The sequence below is a fragment of the Streptomyces sp. NPDC028368 genome (genome assembly GCF_055565615.1).
On the sequence record NZ_JBVHTY010000006.1, the window covers coordinates 355676 to 371039 of the forward strand.

General features: G+C 70.6%; 13 protein-coding genes. 10 read left to right on the forward strand and 3 right to left on the reverse strand.

All coding sequences use genetic code 11. The annotated features are described in order from the left end of the window. Positions 1 to 68 precede the first annotated feature (68 nt). The 3 genes from ACZ4S3_RS16880 (at position 69) to thrS (ending at position 3915) form a co-directional block, all read left to right on the forward strand. Positions 69 to 635 (forward strand): DUF4365 domain-containing protein, encoded by a 567-nt coding sequence (locus ACZ4S3_RS16880; RefSeq protein ID WP_467933777.1) that lies wholly within the window; start codon positions 69 to 71, stop codon positions 633 to 635. Continuing rightward, positions 635 to 1822: a hypothetical protein gene (locus tag ACZ4S3_RS16885; protein WP_467933781.1), complete on the forward strand. Its 1188-nt coding sequence runs from the start codon at positions 635 to 637 to the stop codon at positions 1820 to 1822. The genes ACZ4S3_RS16880 and ACZ4S3_RS16885 overlap by 1 nt, the downstream gene beginning before the upstream one ends. A 113-nt stretch (positions 1823 to 1935) precedes the next feature. Next, positions 1936 to 3915 (forward strand): threonine--tRNA ligase, encoded by a 1980-nt coding sequence (gene thrS, locus ACZ4S3_RS16890; protein WP_467933785.1) that lies wholly within the window; start codon positions 1936 to 1938, stop codon positions 3913 to 3915. 75 nt (positions 3916 to 3990) lie between these two features. On the opposite strand, the gene ACZ4S3_RS16895 is transcribed toward thrS, so the two are convergent. Beyond that, positions 3991 to 4632: a potassium channel family protein gene (locus ACZ4S3_RS16895; RefSeq protein ID WP_467933788.1), complete on the reverse strand. Its 642-nt coding sequence runs from the start codon at positions 4630 to 4632 to the stop codon at positions 3991 to 3993. Between the two features lie 67 nt (positions 4633 to 4699). Between ACZ4S3_RS16895 and ACZ4S3_RS16900 the strand changes: the two genes are divergently transcribed. The 3 genes from ACZ4S3_RS16900 (at position 4700) to ACZ4S3_RS16910 (ending at position 7352) form a co-directional block, all read left to right on the forward strand. Next, on the forward strand, positions 4700 to 5257 hold the full coding sequence (locus ACZ4S3_RS16900) for an HIT family protein (RefSeq protein WP_467933792.1): 558 nt from the start codon (positions 4700 to 4702) through the stop codon (positions 5255 to 5257). Between the two features lie 89 nt (positions 5258 to 5346). Beyond that, positions 5347 to 6144: a polysaccharide deacetylase family protein gene (locus ACZ4S3_RS16905; protein ID WP_467933796.1), complete on the forward strand. Its 798-nt coding sequence runs from the start codon at positions 5347 to 5349 to the stop codon at positions 6142 to 6144. Beyond that, entirely contained in the window at positions 6144 to 7352 is a 1209-nt protein-coding gene (locus ACZ4S3_RS16910; RefSeq protein WP_467933799.1) for a YncE family protein, read from the forward strand. Before ACZ4S3_RS16905 ends, ACZ4S3_RS16910 begins: the two co-directional genes overlap by 1 nt. Positions 7353 to 7389: 37 nt before the next feature. Here the strand turns inward: ACZ4S3_RS16910 and ACZ4S3_RS16915 are convergent, their stop codons facing one another. Continuing rightward, a complete protein-coding gene (locus ACZ4S3_RS16915) occupies positions 7390 to 9069 on the reverse strand; it encodes a hypothetical protein (RefSeq protein WP_467933805.1) in 1680 nt (559 codons plus the stop codon). Positions 9070 to 9212: 143 nt separating this feature from the next. Then, entirely contained in the window at positions 9213 to 11411 is a 2199-nt protein-coding gene (locus ACZ4S3_RS16920; RefSeq protein ID WP_467933809.1) for an elongation factor G-like protein EF-G2, read from the reverse strand. Between the two features lie 264 nt (positions 11412 to 11675). On the opposite strand from ACZ4S3_RS16920, the gene pgsA reads away from it, so the two are divergent. The 4 genes from pgsA to ACZ4S3_RS16940 all read left to right on the forward strand — a co-directional run bounded on the left by pgsA (position 11676) and on the right by ACZ4S3_RS16940 (position 15328). After that, on the forward strand, positions 11676 to 12332 hold the full coding sequence (pgsA, locus tag ACZ4S3_RS16925) for a phosphatidylinositol phosphate synthase (protein ID WP_467933813.1): 657 nt from the start codon (positions 11676 to 11678) through the stop codon (positions 12330 to 12332). After that, complete coding sequence (locus ACZ4S3_RS16930; RefSeq protein ID WP_467933817.1) at positions 12329 to 13279, forward strand: phosphatidylinositol mannoside acyltransferase; 951 nt, start codon at positions 12329 to 12331, stop codon at positions 13277 to 13279. The genes pgsA and ACZ4S3_RS16930 overlap by 4 nt, the downstream gene beginning before the upstream one ends. Further along, positions 13276 to 14436 (forward strand): glycosyltransferase family 4 protein, encoded by a 1161-nt coding sequence (locus ACZ4S3_RS16935; RefSeq protein ID WP_467933821.1) that lies wholly within the window; start codon positions 13276 to 13278, stop codon positions 14434 to 14436. The genes ACZ4S3_RS16930 and ACZ4S3_RS16935 overlap by 4 nt, the downstream gene beginning before the upstream one ends. Positions 14437 to 14782: 346 nt before the next feature. Next, the gene (locus tag ACZ4S3_RS16940) at positions 14783 to 15328 is read left to right on the forward strand and encodes a LemA family protein (RefSeq protein WP_467933823.1); all 546 of its coding nucleotides are present in this window, start codon (positions 14783 to 14785) and stop codon (positions 15326 to 15328) included. The last annotated feature ends 36 nt before the right edge of the window (positions 15329 to 15364 follow it).

Sequence of the window (15364 nt, forward strand, 5' to 3'; positions counted from 1 at the left end):
TCGTCCTGTGTGCGGCCGCCCCGTCAGCCAGACGCATCGATCGGCACAGCCCGGAAGGCAACCCCGCGATGACGCTCGCGCAGCCCGAACCGGGCGGGCTCCTGCCTCAGCGGACCACCCCGGCGCGCGGCGGACTCGCCACGACTGCCTGCATGGAGACCCTCCAGGTGGGCTATCTGCACGCGATCGCCGCCGCCTCCGGGTGCTCCCTGGCGCAGCCCTTCCCGGACAACGGAATCGACTGGCACGTCAGCCACGCCGCGCCAGGCCACACCGTCGACGACGAGGTCACCATCAAGGTGCAGCTCAAGTGCACCTACCAGATCGCCCCCCACCCACCGGGTCCGACCTTCGCCTTCACGCTCGACAACGACCATCTGGTGAAGCTGGCCCGTACGCCCGTATCGGTGCACAAGATCCTGGTCGTGATGCTGGTGCCACGGACCCAGGACGACTGGCTGCGGGCGAGCCACGACCGTCTCGAACTGCGCCACTGCTGCTACTGGATCAATCTGGCCGGCCACCCGGTGACCGGCCGGCGCAGGACCACTGTGCGGATCCCGACCACGCGGATCTTCGACGACCGCGCGCTCTGCGAGATCATGACGCGGGTCGGGGCGGGAGGGAGACCCTGATGGACCGGCCAACCCATGGATACGCCGAATACGATGCCCGGCTGCTCGATCCCGCGCAGCTCGACCCCAGGGTGCTCAGCGCGCTGCTGGCCCGGCACGGCTGGCGGCGCAGGGGCGGGGCCGCCGGCCACTTCGTCCGGTGGACGCCGCCCGGCGGAGGCGGTGGCACCAGCCTGCTGGTGCCGCACGACCGCCGGTTCCCCGACAGCGGGGAGCTGATCGCCGAGGCGCTGGCGGCGCTGGCGCAGAGCGCCGTACCGTCCGCCCGCGAGGTGCTGGTGGGGCTCGCGGTGCCCAGCGACGAGGTGCGCTGGGAGCGCGAGATCCCGGACGACGGGTCGGGAGCCGTGCACTGGGTGGCGCAGGAGCAGCTGCGCGGCGCGGCCCGCTCGATGCTGCTGGCCGGGGCGCTGGGCACGTACGCCCGTGCCGGTTATTACGGCGCGCGGCACAAACGGCAGGCCGAGGCGTTCCTGGGCGAGGTGCTGGTCGGGCCGGTGTCGGCCGGGAGCCGGCTGACCGCGTTCGTCCCCGTGCACGGCGGGCGCGCCGCCGTCTCCGGGCTGCAGCGGGCGCTGCACGCGATCCGCGACGCCACCGACTACCAGCGCGCCACCGGCCGGATGGAGGCCTTCGACGCCGCCGTCGAGCTGGGCGTCTGCCACGAGCTGGCGCAGGCGCTGATCGCGCTGGTGCGGGACGCGGAGGGGGTCCGTATCGCGGTGGAGTGGTCGCCCGCCGCCGGTACCCCGGTCGGCTTCGCGGCACGCCCGGAGCCGGTGGAGTTCTCGCCCGGCGATCTGCCCGCGCTGCAGCAGGCCGCCCAGCGGTATGTGCGGGACGAGCCCTCGTTGCCGGTACGGGTGACCGGCACGGTCGTACGGCTGCGCAGGGAGCGGCCGGGCGGTCCCGGCACGGTGCGGCTGCGGGTGATCACCGGGGCGGATGTGGTGCAGGTGCGCGTCGCGCTGGGGGAGGAGGACTACCGGATCGCCGGGCACGCCCACCTGGTGGGGCTGCCGATCCGGGTGAGCGGGCGGCTGGAGAGCCGGGGCGGGTTCCGGCGGATCACCGGCGGCCGCGATGTCACCCCCGTACAGGTCGACGAGGCGGAGCGGGACCGGCTGCTCAAGTCGCTCCAGGAGAATCTCGACTTCTTCGAGGAGGCGTGCGGCGCGGAGGAATGACGGCCTTCGGGCCGCCGGCGATGAATCCGTTTCGCGGTCGGGTCCGGTGGCTCGGTACGATTCGGCTGCGCAGCAATTGCTGACGTGAAAGAGACATGAGTCAGGAGAGACCGGTGTCAGACGTCCGTGTGACCGTCCAACGCGATTCCGAGCGGGAAGAACGCGTGGTGACCACGGGCACTACGGCCGCCGACCTCTTCCAGGGCGAGCGCAGCGTCGTCGCCGCGCGGGTGGCCGGAGAGCTGAAGGACCTCGCGTACGAGATCGCCGACGGGGATGCGGTCGAGCCCGTCGAGATCACCTCCGAGGACGGTCTGAACATCCTGCGGCACTCCACCGCGCATGTGCTGGCGCAGGCCGTGCAGGAGCTGTTCCCGGAGGCGAAGCTCGGCATCGGCCCGCCCATCAAGGACGGCTTCTACTACGACTTCGACGTCGAGACCCCTTTCCACCCGGACGATCTCAAGCGCATCGAGAAGAAGATGCAGGAGATCCAGAAGCGCGGGCAGAAGTTCGCGCGCCGTGCGGTCAGCGATGACGATGCGCGCGAGGAGCTGGCGGACGAGCCGTACAAGATCGAGCTGATCGGGCTCAAGGGCTCCGCCGCGGACGCCGCCGAGGGTGCCTCCGCCGAGGTGGGCGCCGGCCAGCTGACCATCTACGACAACCTCGACGCCAAGACCGGCGAGCTGTGCTGGAAGGACCTGTGCCGCGGCCCGCACCTGCCCAGCACCCGCGCCATCCCGGCGTTCAAGCTGATGCGCTCGGCCGCCGCGTACTGGCGCGGCAGCGAGAAGAACAAGCAGCTGCAGCGGATCTACGGCACCGCCTGGCCGACCAAGGACGAGCTCAAGGCGTACCTGGAGTTCCTCGCCGAGGCCGAGAAGCGCGATCACCGCAAGCTCGGTGCGGAGCTCGATCTGTTCTCCATCCCCGAGGACATCGGCTCCGGCCTGGCGGTCTTCCACCCCAAGGGCGGGATCATCCGCCGGGTCATGGAGGACTACTCCCGGCGGCGGCACGAGGAGTCGGGCTACGAGTTCGTCTACACTCCGCACGCCACCAAGGGGAAGCTGTTCGAGAAGTCGGGCCACCTGGACTGGTACGCCGACGGTATGTACCCGCCCATGGAGCTCGACGAGGGCACGGACTACTACCTCAAGCCCATGAACTGCCCGATGCACAACCTGATCTTCGACGCGCGCGGCCGCTCGTACCGCGAACTGCCGCTGCGTCTCTTCGAGTTCGGGACCGTGTACCGCTACGAGAAGTCCGGCGTGGTGCACGGCCTGACCCGTGCCCGCGGCTTCACCCAGGACGACGCGCACATCTACTGCACCAAGGAGCAGATGGCGGACGAGCTCGACTCGACGCTCACCTTCGTCCTGGACCTGCTGCGCGACTACGGTCTGACCGACTTCTACCTGGAGCTGTCCACCAAGGACCCGGAGAAGTTCGTCGGCTCGGACGAGGTCTGGGAAGAGGCCACCGAGACGCTGCGCCAGGTGGCCGAGAAGCAGGGGCTGCCGCTGGTCCCGGACCCGGGCGGCGCCGCGTTCTACGGCCCGAAGATCTCGGTGCAGACCAAGGACGCCATCGGCCGTACCTGGCAGATGTCCACCGTCCAGCTGGACTTCAACCTGCCCGAGCGGTTCGACCTGGAGTACACCGCGCCGGACGGTTCCAAGCAGCGGCCCGTCATGATCCACCGGGCGCTCTTCGGTTCGATCGAGCGGTTCTTCGCGGTCCTGCTCGAGCACTACGCGGGGGCGTTCCCGGTCTGGCTGGCGCCGGTGCAGGCGACCTGCATCCCGATCGGTGACGCGCACGTTCCGTACCTGGAGGAGTTCGCCGCGCAGGCGAAGGCCAAGGGGCTGCGGGTCGAGGTGGACTCCTCGTCGGACCGGATGCAGAAGAAGATCCGGAACGCGCAGAAGGCCAAGGTCCCGTTCATGATCATCGCTGGTGACGAGGACATGGCGGCCGGTGCCGTCTCGTTCCGCTACCGCGACGGGTCGCAGAAGAACGGCATTCCGCGCGACGAGGCGATCGCCGAGATCCTGGACATCGTGGAGCGCCGCGTCCAGGTGTGACACCCGCTGTCTGAGCGCGAGGCCCCGGAGAGCGACCCGCTCTCCGGGGCCTCCTCATGTCCTTGTGCCGTGTCCTTATCTCTCCCCGTCCAGCCGGAACCGCCGCAGCAGCCAGGACGAGAACGAGCCCACCACCGCGCCCACCAGGGCCACCCCGACGAACATCAGGCCCACCCCCGTCACCCGGCCGCGTCCGGTGACGGGGGTGGCGTCGCCGTAGCCCGTCGTCGTCAGGGTCGAGGCCGCCCACCACACCGCGTCGCCGAAGCTGCGGATGGTGGCATGCGGGGCGGAGTGCTCGTCGTGGTAGACGGCCAGGCTGGCGGCGAAGCCCAGGAGGAGCGAGGTCAGACCGGCGTAGGCCATGACGCGGGCCTCCAGGGCGAGCCGCGGATGATCTCTGCGGCGCTGCATCCGCTCGTGCATTTCGACGATCCGCAGCGGCCGCAGCAGGGGCAGTACGGTCACCACCAGGTCCAGCCAGCGGGTGCGCAGGAAGCGCCGGCGGTCGTCGCTGAGCAGCAGCCGGGTCAGATATTCGACGACGAAGATCCCCCAGGTCACCACGGTGACGAGCGCCCAGAAGGTGTGCCAGCCGGGGGAGAGGCCGGGGACGAGGACCCGGACCGCGTAGGAGGTGAGGAAGAGCAGCGAGGCGACCAGGAGGCAGGGCTCGGCAGTGCGCCCCCACTCCCGCAGCCGCTGTTGCCCGTCCATCGGTTCAGCATCGCGGAGCGGCCGGTGAGGTCCGCCCCAACGACACGCTGCCAATGGGCGAAGCAATATGCTGGCCCGTATGACAAGCGAGCCGGAACAGCAGATCGGAGTCGGCACACAGGACGCCTTCCAGCGCCTGTGGACGCCCCACCGGATGGCTTACATCCAGGGCGAGAACAAGCCGAGCGGCCCGGGGGCCGACGACGGCTGTCCGTTCTGCACGATCCCCGCGAAGTCGGACGAGGACGGCCTCGTGATCGCGCGCGGCGAGCAGGTCTATGCGGTGCTGAATCTGTATCCGTACAACGGCGGGCACCTGATGGTGGTCCCGTTCCGGCATGTCGCGGACTACACCGAGCTGGACGACGCGGAGACCGCGGAGCTCGCGGAGTTCACGAAGCGGGCGATGACGGCGCTGCGTACGGCGTCCGGGGCGCACGGGTTCAACATCGGGATGAACCAGGGCACCGTCGCCGGCGCCGGGATCGCGGCCCATCTCCACCAGCACGTCGTACCGCGCTGGGGCGGCGACACCAACTTCATGCCGGTGGTCGGCCACACCAAGGTGCTGCCCCAACTCCTCGCCGACACCCGGACGATGCTCGCGGAGGCCTGGCCCGCCTAGGGCCTGTCCGGCGGTGCCTCGGGCGACACGCGACCGGGTAAATCGGATAGATCGCCACAAATTCGGATGATTGCCACTCTAATGATGTGGTGACCTTCCCAGACCGTCGCACCGTGCTGCGCGCGGCCACCTCGGCCGCGGCCGCCGGTGCGCTCGCCTCGGGCTGTGCCCCGGCCCGTACGGACGCCTCGGCCGTACGGGCCCCCACCTCCCCGCACTCCGGCGGGCCCAGCGCACCGAATCCGGTCCCGGCGCATGCCGCCCGGCCGCCGACCAGGGCGCCCGGCCGGCCCGTACAGATCGAGCACGGGCCGCGGGACGGCCATGCGGTCGCGCTGACCTTCCACGGCCGGGGCGACCCCAAGCTGGCGACCGCCCTGCTGAGCGAGGCCGAGCGGGCCGGTGCCCGGGTGACCGTGCTCGCCGTCGGCGACTGGCTGGACGAGCAGCCCGCGATGGCCCGCCGGATCCTCGACGGCGGCCACGAGCTGGGCAATCACACGCTGCACCACCGCAATATCTGCGCCCTGCCGGAGGCCGAGGCGTACGCGGAGATCAGCGGGTGCGCCGACCGGCTGCGGCGGCTGACCGGCAGCATCGGCAGCTGGTTCCGCCCCTCGCAGACCCGGCGGGCATCGGACCTGGTGACCCGGCTGGCACGCAAGGCCGGCTATCCGCACGTCCTGTCCTACGACCTGGACTCCCTCGACTCCAACGACCCCGGTGCCCCGGCCGTCCGGCGCACGGTCCTGGACGGGGTCGGGCCGGGCTCGGTCGTGAGCCTCCACCTCGGGCACGCCGGCACGGTGGCCGCGCTGCCCTCGATCCTCGACGGACTGAGCCGGCGCGGGCTGCGCGCGGTGACGACAACGGAGCTAGTGACCTGATGGCTGACCGGAACCGTACCCCCGTCCGCAGATCCCCCCGGCCCGGCCGCCGGGAGGCCGCGCTGCTCGCCGTGGCATGCGTCCTGGCGGCGGCTGGCTGCTCCAGCGGCCGCGCGACCAAGGCCGCCGAGAACAGCCCGCGCCCCGCCAGGCCCTCGGAGGCCAGGGCCGTCAAGCCGGGCCTGCCCGGAATGCCGCCGCTGGTGGACGAGAGCGACCTCTACGCCGCGGACCGGCCCAACAGGCTGGCGCGGCAGGTGCGGGACTTCCCCTCACGGGTGTACGTGCCCAACACCGGCTCCGATTCGGTCAGCGTCATCGACCCGAAGACGTACAAGGTGATCGAGACGATCCCGGTGGGCGTCCAGCCGCAGCACGTGGTGCCGTCGTGGGACATGAAAACGCTCTGGGTCAACAACAACCGGGGGCACGACCTCACCCCGATCGACGCCGCCACGGGCAAGGCCGGCAAGCCCGTCAAGGTCCATGACCCGTACAACCTCTACTTCACGCCCAACGGGAAGTACGCGGTCGTGATGGCCTCGATGGACCGGCAGCTGGTCTTCCGGGACCCGCACACCATGGCGGTCCGCAAGACCCTTCCGGTGAACTGCGCCGGCGTCAATCATGCCGACTTCTCACCGGACGGGCGGTACTTCATCGTCTCCTGTGAGTTCTCCGGCGAGCTGCTCAAGGTCGACACCGAGAAGATGAAGGTGATCGGCCAGGAGAAGCTGCCGTTCGAGGGCGCGATGCCGCAGGACGTGAAGATCTCGCCGGACGGCAAGACCTGGTACATCGCCGACATGATGGCCGACGGGGTGTGGGTCCTGGACGGCGACCGGTTCACCAAGCCGCGGCTGCTGCCCACGGGCAAGGGCACCCACGGCCTCTACGTCAGCCGCGACTCGAAGAAGATGTACATCTCCAACCGGGGCGAGGGCTCCATCTCGCTCCTCGACTTCAAGACCGGCGACCTCGTCGGCAAATGGCACATCCGCGGCGGCGGCAGCCCGGACATGGGCGGTGTCTCGGCGGACGGACGGGTGCTGTGGCTGTCCGGGCGCTACAACTCGGAGGTGTACGCACTGGACACCCGTAGCGGCAAGACGCTCGCGAAGATCCCCGTGGGCCAGGGGCCGCACGGACTGGCGGTGTATCCGCAGCCGGGACGGTACTCGCTGGGCCACACGGGGATCTTCCGCTAGGAGGACGTTCCACCACCGGACAGGCCCTGGAACAGCCCTAGGCCTGGTACTCGTCGGCCTTCCTCGGCTCCACGCTCTGGACCATCCCGCTCAGCACCAGCGAGCGGTTGTCGAAGCGCTCGGTGTCCACGCCGTTCTCCTTCAGGACGCTCATGGCGGCGGCGTGCACGACCCGCAGCACCGGGGTCGCGGCGCGCAGCGCGTCGTCGGCCATGAAGCGGTGCCGCCAGGGCTTGTCGGCCCAGACATGGCGCAGACCGAACGGCTCGGGGAGGGTGAGCTTGCCGCCGAGGAAGTCCAGGACCGGCGGGAACCACGTCAGCGGGGCGCGGGCGGCGAGCCGGACGACCTCGCCCGCGTCGATGAGCGGGAGCGTGATCTTCTTGGTCTCCCAGAACCGGACGGTCTTCGCGACGTCCTTGGTCTTGGGCTCCGGCTTGGTCGTGAAGAGGCCGTGGACCGGGCCGAGGGCGTGACCGGTCACCTCGATGCGCAGCGTCTCGTGCAGGACCGTGACGGTGATCATCAGCGTGAGCACCAGCTGGCCGTCCCACAGGACGAACTGGACGCCCAGATAGTGGCGGTTGCCGGCGCCGAACTGCTGCTCGTTGCAGATGCGCTCTATCTCGTGCCCGCGGATCTGGTACGCGTCGGTGTCCGTGCCGTCCGGGCGGGAGACCGAGCCGGCTTTCTCGCCGACCGGCGCGACGATCCAGTGGCGCACCGACGGGGCCGGGAAGCCACCGGTGTGCAGCGGCGAGCGCTCCAGCAGACGCAGCCGGTCGTGGATCACCCGGACGACGTCCCAGCTGCGGAAGGGGTGGATCTCGACGCCTTCCTGCGCGGGCCTGAGCTCCTCGGCGAGCTGCCAGCTGCCCCAGCGCGTCCCCATGCCGAGTATCCCTTTGGGGCCGGCGTAGAAGACGACGTTGCTGCTCTGCTCGGCGCTGACTTTGGCGAGATTCTGCCGGAGGGTCTCGGCGGCGACCTGGTTGGGATCCTGCGGTACCGCCTCCGGGATCTTCGCGGCCACGCCACCGCCCTCGAGCAGGCCTTTCCACGCCTCCCGCATGGCCACGGCGGACGTCTCGCAGATCTGCTTGGCCCACCACCACCCGACCACCGGGGCGATGACCATGGCGCGGACGTACAGCGGCCAGAAGCCGTTCAGCGGCAGCTTGACCATGAAGAACACGGCGACACCGGCCAGCACCACCAGCAGCGCCCCGCCGAGCAGGGAGACGCCGCTGCCCTCGCCGTCCTTGGAGAGCATCTTCTTGAGCTGGAAGGCGCCCAGCCACAGCAGCACACCGGGCAGGAACAGCAGCCCGAACAGCACCATGATCAGCGTGAGTTTGGCGTCCCGCTGCTTGCGGACCCGGGTGGCGGACAGGCAGTGCTCGACGATGGTCTGCGGTTCCGTCCCGAAGGACTGGATGAGGGCCTTGCGGCCGCCGCCGAGCATCCGTACCTGGACGGCGCGCGAGAACGCCTCGCCGAGGTTGGGGGCGAACAGCGACAGCTTCGGCTTCTTGATCTCGGACTTGTGGGCATCGGAGTCGGCCTTGGCGATGTCGGCGAGCGGGCTGTCGCGATAGGCGGCCGAGGCCAGCGCCTGGGTCGCGGCCGTCTGGCCGGCGCCCCCGGAGACCGGCACCTGCGCCCCCGGACTGAAGTCAAAGCCGTCTGCCACTACCGCCCCCATCACCGCACGCATCCGATGATGCGGCTCTTTCCCGACTACCGCTCACGGCACACCTGCTGAGCCTGTGACCTCCGCTCTCAGCGTACAGCCGCCGTCCAGCCCAAGGGAGTTGAGCCGGACAGCGGCTGATGCACCGTTCACTATGCGCCGTTCGACTAGGCGTCGTTCTCCGTCTCTTCGCGCACCTTGTCGGCGAGCTGCGGCGGCATCGGTTCATGCCGTGCGTAGCCGCGGGTGAAGCGGCCGGTGCCGTGCGAGAGGGAGCGCAGATCGACGGCGTAGCGGCCGAGCTCGGTCTCGGGGACCTCGGCGCGGATGAGGGTGCGGCCCGCCCCGGACTGCTCGGTGCCCACCACCCGGCCGCGGCGGCCCGACAGATCGCTCATCACCGGGCCGACGAAATCGTCCGGAACCAGCACGCTCACCTCGGCGACCGGCTCCAGCAGATCGATCCGGATGTCGGCGGCGGCCTCGCGCAGCGCCAGCGCACCGGACTTCTGGAACGCGGCGTCCGAGGAGTCGACAGAGTGCGCCTTGCCGTCCAGCAGCGTGACGCGGATGTCGACGAGGGGATGCCCGGCGGCGACCCCGCGCGCGGCCTGGGCGCGTACGCCCTTCTCCACGGACGGGATGAACTGCCGGGGCACCGCGCCGCCCACGACCTTGTCGACGAACTCGATGCCGGAGCCGCCCGGCAGCGGTTCGACCATGATCTCGCAGATCGCGAACTGGCCGTGGCCGCCGGACTGTTTGACATGGCGGCCGCGCCCGGACGCGGCGGAGCCGAAGGTCTCCCGCAGCGCCACCTTGTGCGGCACGGTGTCGACCTGGACGCCGTAGCGGGAACGCAGCCGCTCCAGCGCCACATCGACATGGGCCTCGCCCAGGCACCACAGCACCATCTGATGGGTGTCCGGATTGTGTTCCAGACGCAGCGTCGGATCCTCCGCCACCAGGCGGGCCAGGCCGATGGAGAGCTTGTCCTCGTCGGCCTTGCTGTGTGCCTCGATGGCGACCGGCAGCAGCGGGTCCGGCATCGTCCAGGGCTCCATCAGCAGCGGAGCGTCCTTGGCCGAGAGGGTGTCGCCGGTCTCGGCACGGGTCAGCTTCGCCACGCACGCCAGATCCCCCGCGATCGCCTGGGACAGCGGGCGCTGCTGTTTGCCGAACGGGGCGGACAGTGCGCCGATCCGCTCGTCGACGTCATGGTCCTCGTGCCCGCGGTCCTCCAGACCGTGCCCCGAGACATGCACCGTCTCGTCGGGGCGCAGGGTGCCGGAGAAGACCCGGACCAGCGAGATCCGGCCGACGTACGGGTCGGAGGAGGTCTTGACCACCTCGGCCGCGAGCGGGCCGTCGGGATCGCAGGCCAGCGCCGTGCACGGAGTGCCGTCGGTACCGGTCACGGCCGGTGCCTCACGCTCCGCGGGCGTCGGGAAACCGCCGGTGATCAGCTCCAGCAGCTCGACGGTGCCCAGCCCCTGCTTGGCGCCGTCGGAGGCCGGGGCGGCGGCCAGTACGGGGTGAAAGGTGCCCCGGGCGACCGCCGTCTCCAAGTCCCCGATGAGCGTCTTGATATCGATCTCCTCGCCGCCGAGATACCGGTCCATGAGCGACTCGTCCTCGCTCTCCGCGATGATCCCCTCGATGAGGCGGTTACGGGCCTGCTCGATCAGCGGCAGCTCGTCCGCCGTCGGCGCACGCTCCGCGCGCTCGCCGGAGGAGTGGTCGAAGACCCGCTGGGAGAGCAGACCGATCAGGCCGTGCACGGGGGCGTGGCCGTCGGCGCCCGGCGTGCCGTACAGCGGGAGATACAGGGGCAGTACGGCGTCAGGATCCTCGCCGCCGAAGGTGTCGCGGCACAGCTGGGTCATCTCGTCGAAGTCGGACCGGGCCGCCTCCAGGTGCGTGACGACCAGTGCGCGCGGCATGCCGACCGCCGCGCACTCGTCCCAGACCATCCGGGTCGAGCCGTCCACCCCGTCCGCCGCCGAAACGACGAAGAGGGCCGCGTCCGCTGCCCGCAGACCGGCCCTCAGCTCCCCGACGAAATCGGCGTATCCGGGGGTATCCAGGAGATTGATCTTGATGTCGCCCCAGTCGACCGGGACCAGGGAGAGCTGTACGGAACGCTGCTGGCGGTGCTCGATCTCGTCGTAGTCCGACAGACAGCCGCCGTCCTCTACCCGGCCCGCCCGATTGACCGCGCCGGATGCCAGCGCGAGCGCCTCGACCAGGGTGGTCTTGCCCGAGCCGCTGTGGCCGACCAGCACCACATTCCGCAGGGCGGTGGGCCGGTCGGCCGTCGATGCGCCTCCGGCGGCTCCCGGGCGTGTACTCGATTTCTCGCTCATGTGTCTCGCCTCCAGGTCGACACTTTGCGGTGATTCGAGCTTTCCACCGAGGTCACCATGCGTCCATACATGGCGCAACGGGGGGCGGGGGATCGGGCCGGTGATCCGGCCCGGGAATGCGCCGGGAGGCGTGCGGCAAGGGGCCTGCGCCGTGCGTTGCACCCGGCGCCGCGATGCGTTCGTGGTCGCCCGTGGCCGCCTGGCTACGATGGGCCAGCCGGTGGCCCCTTGACCGCGCGGCCCGTATCGACCTCCGGGAAGGCCATGCTGAACAAGTACGCGCGTGCTTTCTTCACGCGTGTTCTCACGCCGTTCGCCGCCCTGCTCATTCGCCTCGGGGTCAGCCCGGACGCGGTCACCCTCGTCGGGACCGGCGGCGTGGTGGCCGGCGCGCTGATCTTCTATCCGGAGGGCGAGTTCTTCTGGGGCACGGTCGTCATCACCCTCTTCGTCTTCTCCGACCTGGTCGACGGCAACATGGCGCGCCAGCTGGGCCGCTCCAGCCGCTGGGGGGCCTTTCTGGACTCCACCCTCGACCGGGTCGCCGACTCGGCGATCTTCGGCGGGCTGGCCCTGTGGTACGCCGGGGGCGGCAACGACCTGGTGCTCTGTGCGATGGCGATCTTCTGCCTCGCCAGCGGCCAGGTGGTCTCGTACACCAAGGCGCGCGGCGAGGCCATCGGACTGCCGGTGAACGTCAACGGCCTGGTGGAGCGCGCCGAGCGGCTGGTCATCACGCTGGTGGCCTGCGGCCTGGCGGGTCTGCGCACGTTCGGGGTGCCCGGCGTCGAAATCCTGCTGCCGATCGCGCTGTGGATCGTCGGCGTCGGCAGCGCCGTCACCCTGGGCCAGCGCGTGGTGACGGTACGCCGGGAGTCGGCCGAGGCCGACGCCATCGCACAAGGGGGGAACGGCGTATGAGCCGCAAGCCGGTCATCGACACCGGGAAGCTGGCCGACAGGCTCTACGGCCTGGGCTGGAGCACCGTCAAGAAGCTGCCCGAAGGGGTCGCCGTACGGCTCGGGCAGCGGATCGCCGACACCGTCTGGAAGCGCCGCGGCAAGGGCATCCGCCGCCTGGAGTCGAACCTCGCCAGGGTCGTCCCGGACGCCTCGCCGCAGCGCCTGGCCGAGCTCTCCCGGGCCGGGATGCGCTCGTACATGCGCTACTGGATGGAATCCTTCCGCCTGCCGGCCTGGAGCAAGGACCGCATAAGGAACGGCTTCGTGGCCGAGGACGTCCACCACCTGACCGACGGCCTGGCAAGCGACCGCGGCGTCATCCTCGCCCTGCCCCACATGGGCAACTACGACCTCGCCGGCGTCTGGGTCACCACCAAGCTGAACACCCCCTTCACCACCGTCGCCGAACGCCTCAAGCCCGAATCCCTCTACGACCGTTTCGTCGGCTACCGCGAGGGCCTGGGCATGGAGGTCCTGCCGCACACCGGCGGCGCCGCCTTCGGCACCCTCGCGCGCCGGCTCCGGGCCGGCGGGCTGGTCTGCCTCGTCGCCGACCGCGACCTCTCCAGTTCCGGCATACCGGTCAAGTTCTTCGGCGAGGAGGCCAAGATGCCGGCCGGCCCCGCGATGCTCGCCGTACAGACCGGCGCGATGCTGCTGCCCGTCACTCTCTGGTACGACGAGACTCCCGTCATGCGCGGCCGGGTCCATTCGGAGATCGAGGTCCCGCAGACCGGCACCCGCACCGAAAAGGCCGCTCAGATGACCCAGGCGCTCGCCGACGCCTTCGCCTCCGGCATCGCCGACCACCCCGAGGACTGGCACATGCTGCAGCGCCTGTGGCTCGCCGACCTGGAACCGCGCGACGAGCCCGGCGCCCCGTCCTCCCGAACGGAGACGCCGTGAAGATCGGCATCGTCTGCCCGTACGCCTGGGACGTCCCCGGCGGCGTCCAGTTCCACATCCGCGACCTGGCCGAACATCTCATCCGGCTCGGCCATGAGGTCTCCGTCCTCGCCCCCGCCGACGACGAGACCCCGCTGCCCCCGTACGTCGTCTCCGCGGGCCGCGCCGTACCCGTCCCCTACAACGGCTCGGTGGCCCGCCTCAACTTCGGCTTCCTCTCCGCCGCCCGGGTCCGCCGCTGGCTGCAGAACGGCGCCTTCGACGTCATCCACATCCACGAACCGGCCTCCCCCTCGCTCGGCCTGCTCTCCTGCTGGGCGGCCCAGGGCCCGATCGTGGCGACCTTCCACACCTCCAACCCGCGCTCCCGGGCCATGATCGCGGCCTATCCGATCCTCCAGCCCGCCCTGGAGAAGATCAGCGCCCGCATCGCGGTCAGCGAATACGCCCGCCGCACCCTCGTGGAGCACCTCGGCGGCGACGCGGTGGTCATCCCCAACGGCGTGGACGTCGACTTCTTCGCCCGCGCCGAGCCCAAGCGCGAGTGGCAGGGACGGACCATCGGCTTCATCGGCCGCATCGACGAGCCGCGCAAGGGCCTGCCCGTGCTGATGAAGGCGCTCCCCGACATTCTCGCCGAGGTCCCCGACGCCCGGCTCCTGGTGGCGGGCCGCGGCGACGAGGAAGAGGCGGTCGCGACCCTGCCCCCCGCCCTGCGTTCCCGCGTCGAATTCCTCGGCATGGTCACGGACGAGGACAAGGCCCGCCTGCTGCGCAGCGTGGACGTCTACGTCGCCCCCAACACCGGCGGCGAATCCTTCGGCATCATCCTGGTGGAGGCCCTGTCGGCCGGCGCCCCCGTCCTGGCCAGCGACCTGGATGCCTTCGCACAGGTCCTCGACCAGGGCGAGGCCGGTGAACTCTTCACCAACGAGGACGCACAAGCCCTGGCCACCGCCGCCGTACGCCTCCTGGGCGACCCGGCCCGCCTCGCCGAACTCCGCGACCGCGGCATCAAGCACGTACGCCGCTTCGACTGGTCGACGGTAGGCGCCGACATCCTCGCCGTCTACGAAACGGTGACCGCAGGCGCCGCCTCGGTGGCCACCGACGAACGGGTAGGCCTGAGGGCACGCTGGGGCCTGGCCCGCGACTAGCCCAAACCCGCACCACACCACCCAGGCGAGCCCCCCGCACCCGCTTTTTCACCCACCCCCCACGGAAGGCGCCGGGCCGCAGCGGCGAAGCCGCGGAGGCCCGGCACCGCAGCCGAAAAGCCCCGCGCAGCGGACACAGCCCGCCGCAGGCGAACGGCGGCGCAGCCGAACAGCCCCGCGCAGCGAAATCGGCGCCGCAGGCGAAACGGCGCCGCGCTGAACCACGTACGGCCAAGGCACAGCGCAGCGACCCGGCAGGCGAAACGGCGCCGCACCCGACCACGTACGGCCAAGGCACAGCGCAGCGCATCGGCGCCCCCGCCGGATACCGGTAACGTCGCCCTGCGTGACCACCCTCATCTGGATCGCCGTCGCGATCGTCCTCATCGGTATCTACCTGAGCTGGACGGCCGGCCGTCTGGACCGTTTGCACGCGCGGATCGACGCGGCCAAGGCGGCCCTGGACGCCCAGCTCCTGCGCCGCGCCTCGGTTGCCCAGGAGGTGGGCACGTCGGGGGTTCTCGACCCCGCCGCTTCCATCGTTCTCTACCAGGCCGCCCACGAGGCCCGGCAGGCCCAGGACGATCACCGCGAGGTCGCGGAGAGCGAACTGAGCCAGGCGCTGCGCGCGATCTTCGCCGAAGACGCCCAGCTGGAAGCCGTACGGCAGGCCCCCGGCGGCGAGCAGACGGTTACCGAACTCACTGCGGCCGTACGCCGTGTCCCGATGGCCCGCCGCTTCCACAACGACGCCGTACGGGCCGCACGAGCGGTCCGCCGGCACCGGGTCGTGCGCTACCTCCGCCTCGCGGGCCACGCCCCGTTCCCCCTGGCCTTCGAGATGGATGATGAGCCGCCGGCGGTGCTGGACGACCGCTCGGCGGGTGGCTGACAATGGAGACCGAAGGTAAAAGAGGGTAAAACGGGC

Bases quoted from the DNA above. Each gene is read 5' to 3' on its own strand.
- ACZ4S3_RS16880 (WP_467933777.1), top strand. From the start codon at position 69: ATGACGCTCGCGCAGCCCGAACCGGGCGGGCTCCTGCCTCAGCGGACC.
- ACZ4S3_RS16885 (WP_467933781.1), top strand. From the start codon at position 635: ATGGACCGGCCAACCCATGGATACGCCGAATACGATGCCCGGCTGCTC.
- ACZ4S3_RS16895 (WP_467933788.1), bottom strand. From the start codon at position 4,632: ATGGACGGGCAACAGCGGCTGCGGGAGTGGGGGCGCACTGCCGAGCCC.
- ACZ4S3_RS16900 (WP_467933792.1), top strand. From the start codon at position 4,700: ATGCTGGCCCGTATGACAAGCGAGCCGGAACAGCAGATCGGAGTCGGC.
- ACZ4S3_RS16910 (WP_467933799.1), top strand. From the start codon at position 6,144: ATGGCTGACCGGAACCGTACCCCCGTCCGCAGATCCCCCCGGCCCGGC.
- ACZ4S3_RS16915 (WP_467933805.1), bottom strand. From the start codon at position 9,069: ATGCGTGCGGTGATGGGGGCGGTAGTGGCAGACGGCTTTGACTTCAGT.
- ACZ4S3_RS16920 (WP_467933809.1), bottom strand. From the start codon at position 11,411: ATGAGCGAGAAATCGAGTACACGCCCGGGAGCCGCCGGAGGCGCATCG.
- pgsA (WP_467933813.1), top strand. From the start codon at position 11,676: ATGCTGAACAAGTACGCGCGTGCTTTCTTCACGCGTGTTCTCACGCCG.
- ACZ4S3_RS16930 (WP_467933817.1), top strand. From the start codon at position 12,329: ATGAGCCGCAAGCCGGTCATCGACACCGGGAAGCTGGCCGACAGGCTC.